The 15,859-nt window shown below is 70.6% G+C and carries 17 protein-coding genes; 7 read left to right on the top strand and 10 right to left on the bottom strand.

Annotated elements, in window-relative coordinates; all coding sequences use genetic code 11:
• Window positions 1–289: 289 nt before the first annotated feature.
• Window positions 290–1,477 carry a tyrosine-type recombinase/integrase gene (locus tag DMB42_RS42210; protein ID WP_125644952.1) on the bottom strand — a complete coding sequence of 396 codons (1,188 nt, stop codon included), beginning with the start codon at window positions 1,475–1,477 and terminating at the stop codon, window positions 290–292.
• A 109-nt stretch (window positions 1,478–1,586) separates the two neighbouring features.
• Between DMB42_RS42210 and DMB42_RS42205 the strand changes: the two genes are divergently transcribed.
• Window positions 1,587–3,002, top strand: a complete 1,416-nt coding sequence (locus DMB42_RS42205; RefSeq protein WP_125644950.1) for a hypothetical protein — start codon at window positions 1,587–1,589, stop codon at window positions 3,000–3,002.
• A 315-nt stretch (window positions 3,003–3,317) separates the two neighbouring features.
• Here DMB42_RS42205 and DMB42_RS53755 read toward each other — a convergent pair whose 3' ends face one another.
• Window positions 3,318–3,488, bottom strand: a complete 171-nt coding sequence (locus tag DMB42_RS53755; RefSeq protein ID WP_185845150.1) for a hypothetical protein — start codon at window positions 3,486–3,488, stop codon at window positions 3,318–3,320.
• The gene (locus tag DMB42_RS42200; protein ID WP_125644948.1) at window positions 3,463–3,753 is read right to left on the bottom strand and encodes a hypothetical protein; all 291 of its coding nucleotides are present in this window, start codon (window positions 3,751–3,753) and stop codon (window positions 3,463–3,465) included. The genes DMB42_RS53755 and DMB42_RS42200 overlap by 26 nt, the downstream gene beginning before the upstream one ends.
• A gap of 380 nt (window positions 3,754–4,133) precedes the next feature.
• Here DMB42_RS42200 and DMB42_RS42195 point away from each other — a divergent pair, with 380 nt between their 5' ends.
• Window positions 4,134–4,823: a hypothetical protein gene (locus tag DMB42_RS42195; protein ID WP_125644947.1), complete on the top strand. Its 690-nt coding sequence runs from the start codon at window positions 4,134–4,136 to the stop codon at window positions 4,821–4,823.
• Window positions 4,824–5,241: 418 nt separating this feature from the next.
• A complete protein-coding gene (locus tag DMB42_RS42190; RefSeq protein ID WP_125644945.1) occupies window positions 5,242–5,955 on the top strand; it encodes a hypothetical protein in 714 nt (237 codons plus the stop codon).
• Between the two features lie 228 nt (window positions 5,956–6,183).
• Here DMB42_RS42190 and DMB42_RS42185 read toward each other — a convergent pair whose 3' ends face one another.
• Window positions 6,184–6,393 (bottom strand): IS1096 element passenger TnpR family protein, encoded by a 210-nt coding sequence (locus tag DMB42_RS42185; protein ID WP_125644943.1) that lies wholly within the window; start codon window positions 6,391–6,393, stop codon window positions 6,184–6,186.
• On the opposite strand from DMB42_RS42185, the gene DMB42_RS42180 reads away from it, so the two are divergent.
• Entirely contained in the window at window positions 6,373–6,924 is a 552-nt protein-coding gene (locus DMB42_RS42180; RefSeq protein WP_185845149.1) for a site-specific integrase, read from the top strand. The two genes, DMB42_RS42185 and DMB42_RS42180, sit on opposite strands and share 21 nt — an antisense overlap.
• Before the next feature lie 46 nt (window positions 6,925–6,970).
• Here DMB42_RS42180 and DMB42_RS42175 read toward each other — a convergent pair whose 3' ends face one another.
• The 3 genes from DMB42_RS42175 to DMB42_RS42165 all read right to left on the bottom strand — a co-directional run bounded on the left by DMB42_RS42175 (window position 6,971) and on the right by DMB42_RS42165 (window position 9,003).
• Window positions 6,971–7,537 carry a pentapeptide repeat-containing protein gene (locus DMB42_RS42175; protein WP_260478260.1) on the bottom strand — a complete coding sequence of 189 codons (567 nt, stop codon included), beginning with the start codon at window positions 7,535–7,537 and terminating at the stop codon, window positions 6,971–6,973.
• A gap of 113 nt (window positions 7,538–7,650) precedes the next feature.
• Window positions 7,651–8,082 carry a hypothetical protein gene (locus DMB42_RS42170; protein ID WP_125644937.1) on the bottom strand — a complete coding sequence of 144 codons (432 nt, stop codon included), beginning with the start codon at window positions 8,080–8,082 and terminating at the stop codon, window positions 7,651–7,653.
• Between the two features lie 177 nt (window positions 8,083–8,259).
• Entirely contained in the window at window positions 8,260–9,003 is a 744-nt protein-coding gene (locus DMB42_RS42165; protein ID WP_125644935.1) for an SDR family NAD(P)-dependent oxidoreductase, read from the bottom strand.
• Window positions 9,004–9,327: 324 nt separating this feature from the next.
• Here DMB42_RS42165 and DMB42_RS42160 point away from each other — a divergent pair, with 324 nt between their 5' ends.
• Window positions 9,328–9,573, top strand: a complete 246-nt coding sequence (locus DMB42_RS42160; RefSeq protein WP_125644933.1) for a Tn3 family transposase — start codon at window positions 9,328–9,330, stop codon at window positions 9,571–9,573.
• Window positions 9,574–9,632: 59 nt separating this feature from the next.
• Here the strand turns inward: DMB42_RS42160 and DMB42_RS42155 are convergent, their stop codons facing one another.
• Window positions 9,633–9,989: a metalloregulator ArsR/SmtB family transcription factor gene (locus tag DMB42_RS42155; RefSeq protein WP_125644931.1), complete on the bottom strand. Its 357-nt coding sequence runs from the start codon at window positions 9,987–9,989 to the stop codon at window positions 9,633–9,635.
• Between the two features lie 122 nt (window positions 9,990–10,111).
• Between DMB42_RS42155 and DMB42_RS42150 the strand changes: the two genes are divergently transcribed.
• Together DMB42_RS42150 and DMB42_RS42145 are read left to right on the top strand one after the other, a co-directional pair.
• On the top strand, window positions 10,112–11,083 hold the full coding sequence (locus tag DMB42_RS42150) for a cation diffusion facilitator family transporter (RefSeq protein WP_260478259.1): 972 nt from the start codon (window positions 10,112–10,114) through the stop codon (window positions 11,081–11,083).
• Between the two features lie 70 nt (window positions 11,084–11,153).
• The gene (locus DMB42_RS42145) at window positions 11,154–12,272 is read left to right on the top strand and encodes an MFS transporter (RefSeq protein WP_125644927.1); all 1,119 of its coding nucleotides are present in this window, start codon (window positions 11,154–11,156) and stop codon (window positions 12,270–12,272) included.
• Window positions 12,273–12,828: 556 nt separating this feature from the next.
• Here DMB42_RS42145 and DMB42_RS42140 read toward each other — a convergent pair.
• Complete coding sequence (locus tag DMB42_RS42140; RefSeq protein ID WP_125644925.1) at window positions 12,829–13,650, bottom strand: pentapeptide repeat-containing protein; 822 nt, start codon at window positions 13,648–13,650, stop codon at window positions 12,829–12,831.
• A gap of 238 nt (window positions 13,651–13,888) precedes the next feature.
• Window positions 13,889–15,691 carry a beta-galactosidase family protein gene (locus tag DMB42_RS42135; RefSeq protein ID WP_125644923.1) on the bottom strand — a complete coding sequence of 601 codons (1,803 nt, stop codon included), beginning with the start codon at window positions 15,689–15,691 and terminating at the stop codon, window positions 13,889–13,891.
• Between the last annotated feature and the right edge of the window lie 168 nt (window positions 15,692–15,859).

Raw genomic sequence — 15,859 nt, 5'->3', positions numbered from 1 at the left:
GAGCTCGGGAATTAACCTGTAGGAAAGCCGAAAATCCATCCCGTGGTGGGTGTGGGGGCGCGTCTGCGCGTTGAGCCGCCCGGAAAGCGGCGGCGGACGTCTTCGACGCGGTCGGCCTCGGGCGGCGGGCCGTGCAGGTAACCGAACGAGATCAGCGTGGCATCTGTCTGCGGAGACCGAAGCGCGCCCCCTTGACCTGCGTAATCTCAGTTCCGTGTCACTTGCGTGCCCCATAGGACATCGCAGATGAGAAAGTGTCACGGAGCCTGAGACCCTACAGGTCCGGTGTCTAGAGCAGGTCGTCCTCCGCCGACTCGGCCCAGCGATCGACGTCTTGTTCGAAATAACCCCACAAGACCGTGGAGTTCTCCTTCCAGCCGCCGCGCCGGGCGATGGTGAGCGGGTCGACGCCGGCCGCGCGGGCGGCGGAGGCATAGCCACGGCGTAGCGAGTGCCCGGAGAACTGGCGGCGCAGGCCCTCGATGCGGTCGGCGTCCAGCCCGGCGCGCTCGGCGGAGCCGGCGACGATGTCGTCGACGGCGCGTACCGACAGCCGCCCCTCGGTGTCGCCGATCGCTCGGCCGGCCCGGCGCATCGCGACGCCGAGGTTGCCGTGCTGGTCGATGCGGACGAACAGCGGGCCGCGGGTGCGGCCACGCGCGGCGAGGGTGGCCATCCAGGTGGTCAGGGCGTGCACCACGCACACCTCCTCCTCGCTCTTGTGGCGCTTGAGAGCGTGGTGCTGTAGCTGTTTGGTCTTGCTGCGATACAGCCGCACGGTCAGGCCCTTGCCCCGATGGTGGGTGACGTGCTGGATGTCGACGGCGAGGAGTTCGGCTTCGCGGGCGCCGAGGCGGAAGCCGAGCAGCAGCAACGCAGCGTCGCGCTGGCCGGCCGCGGTGGCGCGATCGAGGGTGGCCAGCATGGCGCGCAGGTCATCGGGGGTGGCGGCGACCGCGCGGTGGGGGTCGGCTTTCGGGTCGCCGGTGCGGGCCAGGTGGTCACGGTAGCCGGTGAGGATCCGGTTGGCGGCGCTCCGATCGGGCGCGTCCAGGCCCGCACCGGCGTGCCGGACCCGGATGGAGGACAGCGCCTGGCTGATGGTGCCGGGCGCGAGACCTCGGGTGTAGGCCAGGTGAGTGGCGTACTCGGCGAGGGTCGCCGCCGTGGCGGGCAGCGGGGTGCGCCCGACGTCGGCGCACCAGCGGGTGAAGGCCGACCAGTCGCGCGCGTGTGCGGCGCGGGTGTTGTCGGCGACGCCGCGTTCGATCGCCGCGGCGGTGGCGGCCGAGACGGTGTGATCGAGCTCCGTGTATCCGGTCGGCGCGGGTGCTCGGCCGCCGGGCGCCGTGCCGCGTGTGCTCGGCAGCACCACTGCGCCCGGCGCGGGCGACAGCGCCGCGGCAGAGGCTTGCCCCCCTGCCCGGTGCCCCCCGGCGTCGTCGTTGATCATGAAGTTGACACTCCCGACTCTCACTTCCGATATGGAAACAATATCGGAAGCGAGCCCGATCAACAATAAGCATATGATGATGTTTATGCAGTAATCGCATACGCCTATGCTGATTCTGATGTAAGCTCTGATCATGGATGAGACCATCGCCGGCGGCGAGCCGCCCCGGGTGGCGCCCCCCTCCGAGGCCGTCGGGAACGACCCCCGTGCGCCGCGCGACGCCGAACCGCCCGCGGAGGACAGCACCCCCGCAGGCGCCCCTCGCGGGGGACCCGGGCACACGGGCGACTGCCTGACCGTGGAGACGGACGACCCGCTCAAGCAGTGCAAGCGACTGAGCTGCCGCCGGGTCCTGCCCGGGCGGGCGCCGGGCAAGGGCGGGCCACCGCGGCTGTACTGCTGCAAACTGTGCGCCAACGCCGCCGCCCGAGACGTCGAGGCCGCGCCCGAGGCGGTCACAACGCACGCCGCGGTGACCGCCTTCGCCGCAGCCGCCGACGAGGTGCAGTCCCGCCTGGACGCGCGGCACGCCGAGCTGACCGCCGAACGGGAGGACCTGCGCCGCCTGGCCGCAGAACTCGATCAGGTACGCCGCACGATGCAGCAGCAGCTGGCCCAGGCCGACCAGCGGGCCCGCACGGCCGAGGAGCGGCAGCCCGCGCCCGAGGACGACCGGCGACAGGCCTATGAGCAGCGCGAGGAGGCCGCGCGGGAACGACAGGCCGCCATTCGCGGCCACGAAGAAGCCGTCACCGCCCAGCGTGAGGCCGAGGAAGTACGCGATCGCGCCAAGAACGAGCGCGACCGCATCGAGAACCAGTGGCGCGCCGACATCCGCCAGCTCGGCTTCCAGGTCGGCGAATTCGTCAACGCCCAGCGGTCAGCCGAAGAGCACGCCAAGGAGCAGGCCGACCAGATTCAGACGCTGCGCACGGAGCTCGGCGAGGCCGCCGGCCGGGCTGAGAGCACCGCCGCCATGCTGGCCGAGCGGGAGGGCGAACTGCGTCTGCTGACCGACCGGCTCAATGCGGCCGAACGGCGCCGCGATGAACTGGTCACCGAGCTCGCCACAGCCAGGACGGCGCTGGAGGAGGCGACCGGCAGACTGGAAAACCTCCGAGAAGAAGCGGCGCAGGAGCGCCGCCGCCTGGAGAGCGTACGCGAGCAGATGCGCGAGGAACGCGACCAGGAGCGCCGGGCCCGGACCGAGGCCGAGACCACGGCGGCCAAACATGTCACCGCCGCCGAGACCCGCCTGGAGGTCACCCGCGAGGAGCTGCAGCAGACGCGCCACCGGCTCGCCGCCGCTCAAGCCGCCACCAGGCTGGCGCTGCCCGAGCCGATCGACCTGAGCGCTGACTTCGGTGATGGGGTGAGCGGTGTGGTTCTTCCCGATGTCGGCATCGAGGCCGTTACTCGGGGACTGGACGGCGCCATCGTGCTGCACCACCAGGACGTGCGCATCCCACTCGGCGATCCCGAGCACGCTCCAGCACACGGGCGAGCCCTGGCCGCCGCGCTGCTGGCCCTGTCCTCCGAACGGCTCTGATCGTCTCCGGCACAACCGATACGCCCGTGCGCCGCACGGGATGGGCGATGCCGAGCTTGACGCACTCGGCCGACCGTCCCCTGCGCCCGCGGGTCGCATCCGCCCAGACCCAGAGCATGATCGGATGCAAACGACCGTCCCCTGCGCCCGCGGGTCGCATGAAGGATGCGGGACTGACTACTCACTGTCGATCGACCGTCCCCTGCGCCCGTGGGTTGCACTGTCCCATCGTTATCTTGGGTTATCGGCTCCTTCTCGCAGGTCAGGGCTAGATGATCTCTTCTTTCACGTGCGGGACGTTAGCGGATCTTCACATCATGTTGCGACGAGAATCTCGATCTGGAGCTCCGCCACGCGCGAGTCACCGGCAAAGGGCAGCACCATCGAGTAACGAGCTGGGCCGGTCGCGTCCCGGCCGCGAGGGCGGCAATCGCTGTACCGCTGGACGGTGCTCATCGGCTCACCGAAGACGGTGTTGATCGTCATTTGAGGCAACTCCGGTGCCGGCAAGACCACCGTGGCCCGCACTGTGCGGGAAACATATGGTCAGCGCGGCATGGCTCTCATCGGTCAGGACGTCGCACGTCGGGAGATCCGGCGCGAGCACGACCAGGCGAACGGCGTGAACGTCGGGCTGTTCGACGTGATGTGCCGCCACGCCCTGAACGCCGGCTATGAGGCGGCAGCGCAGGAACGGGCGGCTCGAAAAGCCGTCGCCCTGGACCTGAGCCCCGAGTGCGACGTCGGCCACGGCTGGCAGGGACGGGCCGAGAGTCGGGCCCAGGGAGGTGTGCGGGGCTATCGCTGCAGGTGCAGGATCTGGCCGCTGGTCTTGCTCAGCCAGATATCGGGGTCGCCGGGCAGCGAAAAACCGACCGTCACCGGCCGGTCCCATCAGGGGCCAGGTCGACGCCGACAGAGATCACGGCCCGGCGCATCGGACACCAGGACCGCCTTGAGCGGAGATGGAGCTCGGCGCGCCACCGCGCTCGCCATGCGTGTAGCAGGGCCGCCATCGGCCGAGTATGCCTGCCCGGCGGGCGACGTCCTCGCGGACGCGGGCCCCAGACATGGGTCCCGGGCATCGGCCAGGTCGCCGAGCCGAGCTGACCCGATCGGTCACGATTTCGCATGGTGGTCGTCGTCGCGTCTGGCTCCGGCCATGATTGCGGAGTGAGGCGAGGCCCGACACGAACACGGATCGCGGCTGCCGCGCTGGCCATCACCGCGCTGGTTCTCACGGTGGTCGTGGTAGCGCGTGCGGTGAACCTGCATGACCAGGTCAACCTGGCCGACGTAGCCGCGGTCGCGATCGCCGCGGCCGTGGCCATCGCCACCGCGGTGGCCTGGTCCCAGCGGCGCCCAGCCCCTGTGATTCAGGCCGACGCTGCGGTGATCACCGCCGTGCTGGCCGCTCTGCTGGAGCGGCAGTGGCAGGCTGAGGCCCGGCATCGTTCTCTGGACGACCCCGTACCGATCCCAGTGCGCTGGCAACTGTCGGCCAACCAGGCGGTGAGGAGCCCCTCCCACCTGATCAGCAGCCAAGAGGAGTTCATCTTCGCCGGACGCGGCGACGACATCGCCGCCCTGGCCCGCGACTTCCGCGCGCTGAAACACCGCCGGCTGGTCATCACCGGCGGACCCGGTATGGGCAAGACCACGCTGGCGGTGCAGCTGCTGCTGCAACTGCTGGCCACCCGCGCCGCCGACCAGGCCGCCGCCGATGCGGCAGGACACGGCGAGGTGGTTGCCAGTACCCGTGCTCCTGCCGGTCTCCGGCTTGGGACCTGCAGGCCCACCCCGGCCTGCAGGAGTGGCTGATCGACCGCCTGACCGTCGACTACCCGGCCCTTTCCGCCCCCGAACTCGGCCCCGGCGCAGCCGCGGCGCTCGTCGACGGCGGGCGCATCCTGCCCGTACTGGACGGCCTGGACGAGATCGGCAAGGACGATCGGGGCAAAGTGATCGCCGCGCTGAACGCCTCGCTGCGTTCTGGCGCCCAAATCATCGTGACCAGCCGCACCACCGAGTTCGCCGCCGCCGTCGCCGGCGCGGGAAGGCCGCTGACTGGCGCCACCGTCATCACCCCGTCCTGCTCACCCCCGAGACCGCCACCGACTATTTGACCTCCTGCCTGGTCGGCGACCCGTCTCCCGTCTGGCGGCGGGTCCTGAACGCCCTGCGATCGCAGGCCGCCCCTGGCCTCACCGAACTCGCCCAGACCCCGTTGGGTCTGTGGTTGATCCGCGCTGTCTATCTCAACCCCGGCGCCGACCCCACCCCGCTGGCCGGGCCACTGGCCAGTGACGCCGCGGCGCTGCGCGCCCACCTGCTCGACCGGCTCATTCCCGCCCTCATCCCGGCGCGCCCGCCCAGCAGCGATCCCGCCAACCATTTCCAGCCCCGCCGCCGGCTCGACCCAGACACCACCCGCCGCCACCTGACCTACCTCGCCCACGCATTCCCCCCAGCCGCCACCCGCGACATCACCTGGTGGCACATCGCCCGCGCTACCTCCCACATCCAGCTCGTGGGCGGGCTTGTGTTCGGGATCGTGGGCGGGCTCTTGGGCAGGCTCGTGGACGCATTTATGAGCGGATTGCTCGAATGGGCAGAACAACCCACCCTCACATCAACGAGCACTCCCCGCTCCACCTGGCGAGCCGACAGAACCCTCACGGTCTTCCGCATGCTCGTGGTCGGGCTCGTGGTCGGGCTTGTGGGCGGGTTCGTTGTCGGGCCCCTCAAGGGCAACCGTCATGCTTGGCTGGCGTTCACCATCGCGACCGCATGGTTGGCGCTGAAACGGCGCCTGCCCTGGCGAATCATGGATTTCCTGGACGACGCTCACCGGCTCGGGCTGCTGCGTGCAGTCGGGCCGGTCTACCAGTTCCGTCACGCCGCGCTGCACGATCATCTGGCTGTCACTGACATCCAAGCGGGGGACGGATGACCGGGTAACGTCCAGCATGCCGACAGCCGATCATGCGACGGCCTGGGAACGTTACCTACCGGTGCCGCATCGAAGGTCTCGAGGAGCGACCGGCCATCATCTGCACCGCCCTGGAGCCCCCGTCGCTTACGGTGCCTTCTTCGCCAGCAGGGCGGCTTGCATGGCCCACAGCTTGGCCAGCCGGGCTAGGCCGGTGTTGACCTCGGGCCGGTCCCACGTGGCGGGGTCTCAGATGGTGGTGCCGAACAGGTGCTTGGCCTGGTACTTCCAGCCCTTGCGGTGCCGCAGCGCGCCCAGGTGCTCTGCGTAGCCTTCGGGGCCGCCGCAGTCTTCGGGCGGGCAGGCTCGGCCGCCGCCGCTGCAGCGCGGGTAGAGGGTGTTGCAGGCGGCCTGGTGCACCTTCTCCACGACCAGGTCGTGGTCCCAGCAGTCGCCCATGTCGTAGCGGTAGCCGAGCCAGTCGCCGGCGTCATCGCCGTCCTGGCCTCGACCGGTGCCCGCCGCGCCGAGCTGGCCGGCGCGCGGCGCGAGCACTACGACCCCGGCGAGCGGTCGCTGCGCATCGTCGGCAAGGGCAACAAGGAGCGGGAGGTCTACCTCACCGAGGAGAGCGCGGTCTACGTGGGCGCGTGGCTGGCCCGCACGGTCTGGCGGACCGGGCCGCTGTTCCTGCCGATCGACCGGTGGGGCATCGTGGCCAGGCGGCACCTGACGACCAAGGCCGTCGCCGACACGGTCAACACCGCGCGAGACGCCGCCGGGCTGCCCCGGCTGACCGCGCACGACTTCCGCCGCACGTTCATCGGCGAACTGCTGGACTCCGGCGCCGACCTCGCCACCGCCCAGGCCCTGGTCGGCCACGCGAACCCGACGACGACCGCCCGCTACGACCGCCGCCCGGCCGCCACCCGGCGGGCCGCCGTGGCGCGGCTCCACATCCCCCGACCCGAGGACCTGGAGGCCCCATGACGACCTCATCTCCGAGCGCACCAGCGAGGGGCCCCAGAATTCGGGGTTAGACGAAGCTCAGGGCGCCGTCCGCGGCACCCCGCGCGCGGACCCGCAGCCGCCCATCCGGCAACAGCTCAGAGGCCGTTCGCATACGTTCCTCCCACGCGGCCGTGGGCCACCGGGTCCGCTCACTCCAGATCACGCCAGCCAGATGTGCGCCGCCCAGATTCGCGTGGGTCAGGTTTGCGCCCGTCAGGTCCGCGCGAATCAGGCGCGCGCCGGGCAGGTACGCGTCGGTCAGGTCCGCGCGGGTCAGATCCGCGCCGCCCAGGAACGCGTCTCCCAGGTGCGCGTGGGTCAGGTCCGCGTCGGTCAGGTCCGCGCGGCCCAGGCGCGCGCCGGTCAGGAGTGCGCCGCTCAGGTGCACGCGCGTCAGGTTCGCGTGGGTCAAGTTCGTGCCGGTCAGGTCCGAACGGGTCAGGTTCGCGCCAGTCAGGTGCGCGCCAGCCAGATTCGCGCCGGTCAGGTGCGCGCGCGTTAGATTCGCGCCGGTCAGATCCGCACCCGTCAGATCCAAAATGCCCCACGGGTAGCTGAGGGGCGAGCGCGCGAAGGCCGGAGCGAGGCGCATCCAAGCCTGCCGGAACCCCCATCCAGCCCGGTTGTCCCCGGACGGGCGGAAGGCAGGTGAAGTCCGGGCGAAGGCGCTGACGATCCGGCCCGTCAGAGAACCAGCGCGTGCCATTACGCCCCTCCTCCCGGGCCGGTGACCTCGGTTTGCCCCGAGAGACGTTCTGGGCGAGCGGGTGGGTCTTGAAGGAGCGCCGGAGCGCCGGCAGCGACGGACGGGGACGCGGCCGCCGGGGTAGCCATGGGCAGGTCCGCGTGCACGGGGATCTGCTGACTGAGCTTTTCCAGGATGAGCGGGGCGGCCGCCCCCAGCGACAGGGCGACGAGGGGCGTCATCCCATTGACCGACGCGCCGGCGGCCCCGGCCACCACGGCACTGGCCACCACGCGGCCCAACACCGAGACCAGATATGGGCCGCCGCCCGGCCCGTACGGATAGCGCCAGGGCCAGCCGTGGCCCACCCGGCGCACCGCCTTGATGAAGTCCAGCGCCTCGATGGCCAGCCCACCGCCCAGCCCCCACAGCGCAAACACCCAGCCGTCCATACACCGACCGTAGTCTTACGACTCCGAACTGCCTATCTAGTCGGGACACTTGGTGGTACCCGGGCGGTTGATTCTCGCAAGCGTGAACTCAGCGCGGCGGCCCCGGCCGGTGAGCAGAGCGTGGAGGTGCGCGCTCGCACAGCTTACGGGGACATCCGCATCCGGCGGGCTTGCGCCTCAGATCATCAGGCCGCCGGAGACACGCAGGTTCTGACCCGTGATCCATTGGGAGTCGGGCCCGGCCAGGAAGGCCACGACGTTGGCGATGTCCTCCGGGCGTCCCAGCCGTCGCAGCGGCGTCAGGGACACGGTGTGCTCGATGGCCTGCTCCAGATGCTCTCCGGCGGCGGCGCGCATCATGTCGGTCTCGGTGGCGCCAGGGGACACGCTGTTCACGGTGATGCCCTTGGGGCCGAACTCGCGGGCGGCGACGGCGGTGATCGACTCCAGTGCCGCCTTGCTGGCGAAGTACAGGGCCAGACCCGCCACCGCGCCGGTCGAGGAGATGTTGACGATCCGTCCCCCTTGGCCGAGCCTTTCGGCGGCGGCCTGGATCACGAAGAACGGGCCCTTGGTGTTGACGGCCATCACCTCGTCGAAGTCGCTCTCGGTGGCGTCGCAGATGTTCCCCATCGGATTGATCGCCGCGTTGTTGACCACCACGTCCAAGCCGGTCAGGTTCCGGTCGACCTCGCCGAACAGGTGCTTCAGGTCCTGCAGGCGTCCCTGGTCCGCTCGCACCGCGATCGCCCGGCCGCCGAAGGCCGCCACTTCGGCCACCACGTCCTCGGCCGCCGCCTGGTCGCGCTTGTAGCTGAAGACCACCGCCGCGCCTTCACGAGCCAGCCTCACCACGATCGCTCGCCCGATTCCCCGCGATCCGCCGGTCACCAGGGCCGACTTGTTCTGCAACGTTCCCATGCCAACTCCTTGCCTTCGGCCGCTTCCCCGGTGGGAGCGCCTCTTGGCAAGGAGTCGTAGCACGCGTGTCGTTTTTGACATCGGCGCCAAAACAGATCTGGGAAAGGGCTGGCGGCTGGTTCAGGCGCGGTGTGCGGCAGCGCGGCCGGCCGGGCGTGCGGCTCTTCTGCCGGTCCCGGCCGCCGCCCGCCAGGCAGCGCCACGATCGCCTGCGGTCACCGTGGGACGAACACGCTCTGGCCGAACTCGAAGACGCGGGTCTGACCGGGAGGCAGGACGTCGAGGAGTTGGCCGTCGCAGTTGCCGCCCTCGAAGACGTAGGGCCTGGAGGATCAGCTGGGCAGTCTGGGGTTGGCGTTGAACGCGGTCATCTGGTGGAACAGCTTGTATCTGGACGCAGCCATCAAGCATCTGCGCGCTCAGGGCTTTCCTGTCACGGACGAGATGTGCGCGCACTTGTCGCCGATCCAGTACGAGCACATCAACTTCCTGGGCCGTTACGCCTTCTCTCACGCGGACGTGGCCGGCGGCCTGCGCCCCTTCCATGACGGCGGTCACGAGCCGAGCTGACCCGGGGTCGACATCGACGTGCGGGGCGGCTTGGACCCGCTGGGGGTCCCCCAGCCCGGTCAGTCGTGGCGGGGGATGCCGGAGACCTCGTGGTCGGCGTGGAAGAGGGCCTCGTTGATGATGGCCCGGACGTGGGCGTCACGGGCTCGGTAGAGCACGCGACGGCCGTCGCGCCGGGTCTGCACGAGACCGGCGAGGCGGAGCTTGGCCAGGTGCTGGGAGACCGATGGCCGGGCGACATCGATGGCGGCCGACAGGCTGCTGACGTCGTACTCGCTGCCGGACAGCAGCCACATCAGCCGCAGCCGAGTGGCGTCGCTGAGCATCCGGAAGGCGTCGACGGCCGTGTCGACTTGCGCGCTTGTCGGTTGCTCTTGCGGCTGTGACGCACCTGATTGATTGTCGCGTGCATACATGACTACATATAATCCCGGCAATTGGGTCACAGGCAAGCGAGAGGTACGCGATGGCTGAGGTTGATCCCCCGCAGCACGGTCACGGACATGGTCACGGTCACGAACAGGCCAGGGGCAGTCGGTTGCTGTCGAAGCTTCGCCACGTCATCACGCCGCACAGCCATGACAGCGCGGACAAGACCGACACCGCGCTGGAGTCCAGCAGCCGGGGCATGCGCGTGCTGGCCATCTCGTTCGCCGCGCTGATCGCCACCGCGCTCGTGCAGGCGGTCATCGTCGCGCTGTCCGGGTCGGTGGCGCTGCTGGGCGACACGCTGCACAACTTCGCCGACGCGCTGACCGCGGTGCCGCTGGCGATCGCCTTCTCCCTGGGACGGCGGGCGGCCACGCGCCGCTTCACCTACGGCTACGGCAGGGCGGAGGATCTGGCCGGGATTGTCATCGTGCTGCTGATCGGGGCGTCGGCGGCGCTGGCCGGTTACGAGGCCGTCAAGCGGCTGATCAGCCCGGCCGACATGCAAGCGCTGGGCCTGGTGGCCGCCGCCGGCGTGGTCGGGTTCCTCGGCAACGAGTGGGTCGCCCGCTACCGGATCAGAGTTGGCCGGGAGATCGGCTCGGCGGCGCTGGTGGCCGACGGCCTGCACGCCCGCACCGACGGCTTCACCTCGCTGGCCGTGCTGCTGGGAGCCGGTGGGGCGGCGCTCGGGTTCCCGCTGGCCGACCCCATCGTGGGCCTGCTGATCACCGTGGCCATCTGCTTCGTGCTGCGCGACGCCGCCCGCGAGATCTACCACCGGCTGATGGACGCGGTCGACCCCAAGCTGATCGCCCAGGCAGAGGAGATCCTGGTGGCGGTGCCAGGAGTGGAGCGGGTCGGGACGGTACGGCTGCGCTGGGTCGGTCACGCGCTCCGCGCTGAGGTCGAGATCAGCGTGCGGCATGACGCCTCGCTCATCGAGGCGCACGCCGTGGCGGTCGAGGCCGAACACCGGCTGATCCACGAACTGCCGCGGCTTCGTGCGGCGACGGTGCATGCCGACCCGGACGGCCCTGCCGGTATCGATCATCACGCAGTTCTCCTCACCCACCGGTAATGCCAGGTAAGGGCAGTTTTGTCGGTAGCTTGTGCCAGGATGACGCGCCAGCGATTCGGGGGGAGCGCGCATGCTGAGATCTTTGCCGGTGGCGGCCAGGACGCTGGTGTGGGTACGCATCCTCAACGCGCTCGGCGCCTATGCCCTGTCGTTCCTGGCGGTGCTGACCGGGCCTGAGCTGGCCGCAGTGGCACTGGCCTTGTTCGGGGTCACGGCGCTGATCTCACGGTGGGCGGGGGCGTTCCTGCTCGATCGGTTCTCACCGCGCACGGTGCTGGCCGCCGGGTTGGTGGCGACCGGTCTGTCGCTGGCCGGGCTCGCGCTGGCCCATGGCCAGGTGCAGGTGCTGGTGGCAATCGCGGTGGTGGGGCTGGCCTTCGAGGTGTACGAGCCGGCGTCGCAGGAGTTGCTGGCCCGGGCCAGTACGGGAGAGCGGCGGCATCACACGTACGCGGTGATGGGGGTGGCGCTGTCGGCGGCCGGGGCGGCGGCGGGGCTGCTGCCGCTGGGAGTGCGCTGGCTGGTGGCCGCAGACGCGCTCACCTGCCTGGTGGCGGCGGTCGTCGCGGTGACCTTCCTGCCCCGTGAGCTCGGCGGAGGCGGTGGCCGCAGAGAGCGTGCGGGAGCGGGTGGGCGGTGGCGGCCCCCGGTGGCGCTGATGCGGCTGACCGTGGCGGGCACCGCGTTCGCGGTCGGCTCCCTGGCCGTGATGATGTATCTGCCGCTGGCGCTGCTGGAGCGGGGCGCGCCGGCGTGGCTGCCGGGGTTGGCGCTCGCGGGTGCGGCGGTGCTGGCGCCGGTGGCCTTGTGGCCGTCCCGGCGGCTGCTGGCCGGGCGCTCGCATGCGGTGATCCTCGGCGTCGGCACGGTGCTGCTGGGGCTGCTTGCGCTGATCATGGCGGTCACGGCCAGTCCAGCGGTGACGATCGGTGCTTACCTGGCCTGTACGGTGGCGAACACTGTGCTGTTGGGCCGTTGGCAGTCTGCCGTGGCCGATGCCGCGCCCGAAGCCGATCGGCCACGCTGGTTCGCTTTCCAGGGATCGTCGTGGGGCGTGGCGCAGCCGGCGGTGCCGCCGCTGGCCGCGCTGGCCGGCACCGTGGCCGGCGCCATGGGGGCGGGCGCCTTCCTGGCAGCGGGCGTGGCCTTCCTGATGGTGCCCTTCATGCTGCGCCGCATCGCTGCCTGATCACGGCTGCCATCACGGCTGCGCCGCCAGCGCCACGCGCGCCGGGAACGACGGTGGCACGAAAGGCCACCTCCAGCTCGGCCGGAGTGGCGCTGTGATCTCCCCCATCGACCCATGTGGTGAGCCGGGCCATGAACGCCCCGACGACGCAGGCGACGACCAGGTCCAGCGACGTGGATGCCCGCACGCCACGGGCGAGCAGTTCATCACGGCGACCGGGCACCGAGCAAGGCGCCGCCGAGGTGCTGCGAACATGCGCCCGACCTCGTCACGATGGTTATCTAGGGTTATCAAGTGAACCTGCTGGTCATCCGGTTGAAGGCCTGTCAGTCATGTCAGGCATGCAGGCTCACGGGTCCTTGAGGGTGTGACCCCGTCGGCAGGAGACTCAGCCACGCGGACCCGTTTTCCCCTTCTGTGCCGGCCCCGGCCGGGCTGTGCAACCTGTGCCGCCGCGACGCGTTCGCCGGTAGCGGGTTCCGGCACGGCCGCCCGCCTGAGCGCCACCATCGGCGGTAGCGCTCAGGCGGGCGGCGCGGATGGTCGCGGCGCGGTGTCAGGCTTGGTCGTGGAGTTGGGTGCGGGTGGTTTCGGCCTGTTCGGCGATGGTGGCCAGGACCGGCGGCGGGACATGCTTCTCGCGGAATGTCTCCACCATCTGGTCCAGGACGGCGTCGGCCTGTTTGAGGTCGTGGGCGCGGGCGTGCGCGCGGGCCAGGCTGCGCATGGTTTCGTTGAGGGTGATGTTGTCGACGCCGGCGTCGGTGCCGGGGTCGAGGGTGGTCTCCACGACGGCGCCGAGCTGTTCGATGCTGGTGGCGGTGTCGGCGGGCCGGACACTGAGCCCGTTCTTGCCGAGGGTCTGGAAGTGGCGTCCGGCGTTGGTGCCCTTGACCATCAGCGCGTAGACGGCCAGCGGGTGGTCGGGGTGGGTGGCGATGAGCCGGTCCAGGGCGGCGTTGCCGTCGGACAGCTGGGGTGCGTCGGAGCCGAGCAGGGCCAGCAGGGTGCCCTGTTGTGAGCCGATCAGCAGGTCACCGGCCTGCCGGTCCTGTTCGTTGTGCGGGGGGCTGATCTGGATGGTGCGCTCTGCCGAGACGACGGTGGAGCCGTCGGGGACCTTGCACAGGGCGCGCATCTCCAGCCCGGATGCCCCGTCGAACAAGGCGTCGCCTGAGAAGGTCGCCTCGCCGAACATGGCGGCGCTGGAGAAGGTCGCCTCATCGAACAGGGCGTCCAGCGGTTCCTCCGCCCGATCGCCTACCAGGACACCCCGCAGCGGCTGCTCCCGCCCGAACTGCGCGACGACAACCCCCTCGGGGTTCCCCGCCGCGTGGACGGAGTCCTGGACGTGAAGGCGACGGACACCGCCGATCACGGCACGGAGTTCGACCCCGATGGGTCCCCCCGGGTCGCCCGCGGTGGCCGCGGCCCCTGGGGCCAGCCGTAGGCGAGGTGAGCACGAGAGCCCGTCCCAGACGCCCGGCCGACAGCAAGGTCACCCGCAGCACTGCCACCTTGTGCCGAAGTACCATGAGCGCGGCGTTCTTGGCCTCCTCACTTCCGCTGAAGCGATGCAGGGCTCCTGCGCGACTTGGGACGGTTGTCGCCCTCGGTCAGTACCGAGGCGCTGCCGCGGTCGGCCCGAGATCGGGCGCAGCCCGCAGCTCGACGGTGAGCGGCTTGTCGGTTCCGGCGAGGTCGAGCATCAGGACCTCATTGGTCCCCGCACGCCACAGTGGCGCCGGGGCGTAGAGAGTGACCTGGGGCCCCTTCTCGGTCCGCAGGCGGCCGAGAAGGAAGCCGTTGACCCAGACCAGAGTGCGGTCGCTGCCCGGGACGGCGACGAACGCGTCGGCCGCTTCGGGCATCCCCACGACAGCGCGGTGGAAGGCCGGACCCGCGGTGGTGTCAGCGGCCGAGGCGGTGGGCAGGGCGGCCAGGTCGTCGAGCGGCAGCACCCGGATGGTCCACCCGAACAGGTGCTGGTGGTCCAGGCGCACACCGCCGATCAGGCCCTTGCGGTCGGCAAGGTGGGGGCCGTAGTTGACCCGCCCGTACGGCTCGACGAGGATCTCCAACTCCGCGCCGCCCTCGGGGACGGTCAGTTCCACGGTCGGGGCCGGGGCATCCCGCTCCAGTACGCCGACCAGGTGACCGTCAAGGAAGACTTGCGCCAGGTCTCGAATGCCGTCCACGGTCAGCGTGGCGGGGCCCGCGGGGCCGATGATCCGGTGCCGGTAGTGAATGAGCCCGCGGTGATGACCGAGCCTCTCCATCGGCTCCGGCGCCGGGCGGTGCGTCGCGACCGAGAGCAGGCCCAGGTGGTCGCGCAGGGCTGCGACGCGGGTGGCGGCGACGATCTGCGGCGCCACCCGCCGCTGTGGAGCGGGGAGTTCGGCGTCGGGCAGCGGCGCGTAGCGGCCGATGACCTCGCGGAAGGCGTGGAACTTCTCGGTCAGTTCGCCGGCTTCGCCGATGGGGGCATCGTAGTCGTAGCTGGTGATGGTGGGCATGTAGCCAGGGTCGGTGAGGGTCTTGCCAATGTGGTTGGCGCCGGCCCACCAGCCGAAGTTGGTTCCGCCATGGCCCATGTAGATGTTGACCGATCCCCCGGCGGCGAGAATGCCGTCGAGCACGTCCGCGGCGTCGGAGGCGTCGCGGACGTGGTGGGGGTCCCCGAAGTGGTCGAACCAGCCGTTCCAGAACTCCATGCAGACCAGCGGAGCTTCGGGCCGGAACTTGGCGAGGGCGGCGAAAGCCTCGTCAGGGCGCGAGCCGAAGTTGGCGGTGGCCAGCACGCCGGACAGGGTGCCGCCCGCCAGCATGCGCGGTTCGGGGCCGTCGGAGGTGAAGAGCAGGCAGTCGATGCCCCGGGTGACCAGACCCTCCTTGAGGTGTTGCAAGTAGGCGTGGTCGTTGCCGTAGCTGCCGTACTCGTTCTCGACCTGGACCGCGACGATCGGTCCGCCACGCGAGGCCTGCAGGTCGGCGAGCATGGGGATCAGCTGGTCGAACCACTCGTCGACGGCCGCGAGATAGGTCGGGTCGCTGGTGCGCAGCCGCAGGGACTCGTCGGCGAGCAGCCACGCCGGCAGCCCGCCCATGTCCCACTCGGCGCAGATGTAGGGGCCGGGGCGGGCGACCGCGACGAGGCCGAGGGCGTCGGCCTCGCGGATGAAGGCGGCGACGTCGTGCCAGCCGTCGAAGCGGGGCGGGCCGGGGACCGGCTGGTGGAAGTTCCAGGCGATGTAGAGCTCGACCGTGTTGCAGCCCATGGCGCGCAGTCGCTGCAGCCGGTCGTGCCACAGTCCGGGGTGGATGCGGAAGTAGTGCACGGCGGCGGAGACCACGCGGTGCTCGCGGCCACCGCGCAGGAAGCGGTGGCCGTCAACGGTCAAGGCGGGTCGCGCGCTCATATGTTCACTGCTCTCGGGTCGTGGTGGTTCGGTGGGCGAGGACTGGTGCGCGGCATGGTCCGGTCGCGCCGCCGGTGCAGCTCCACAGCTCCATGGCGGTGCCGTCGAGAACCAGGAGCGCGGTACCGAGCCGCGCGGCGCAGCCGGTATGCGCGCGTGGTCTGTGCA

The organism is Nonomuraea sp. WAC 01424 (assembly GCF_003947315.1).
Taxonomy (GTDB): Bacteria; Actinomycetota; Actinomycetes; order Streptosporangiales; family Streptosporangiaceae; genus Nonomuraea; species Nonomuraea spiralis.
This window is presented reverse-complemented; position numbering and strand designations above follow the sequence as displayed.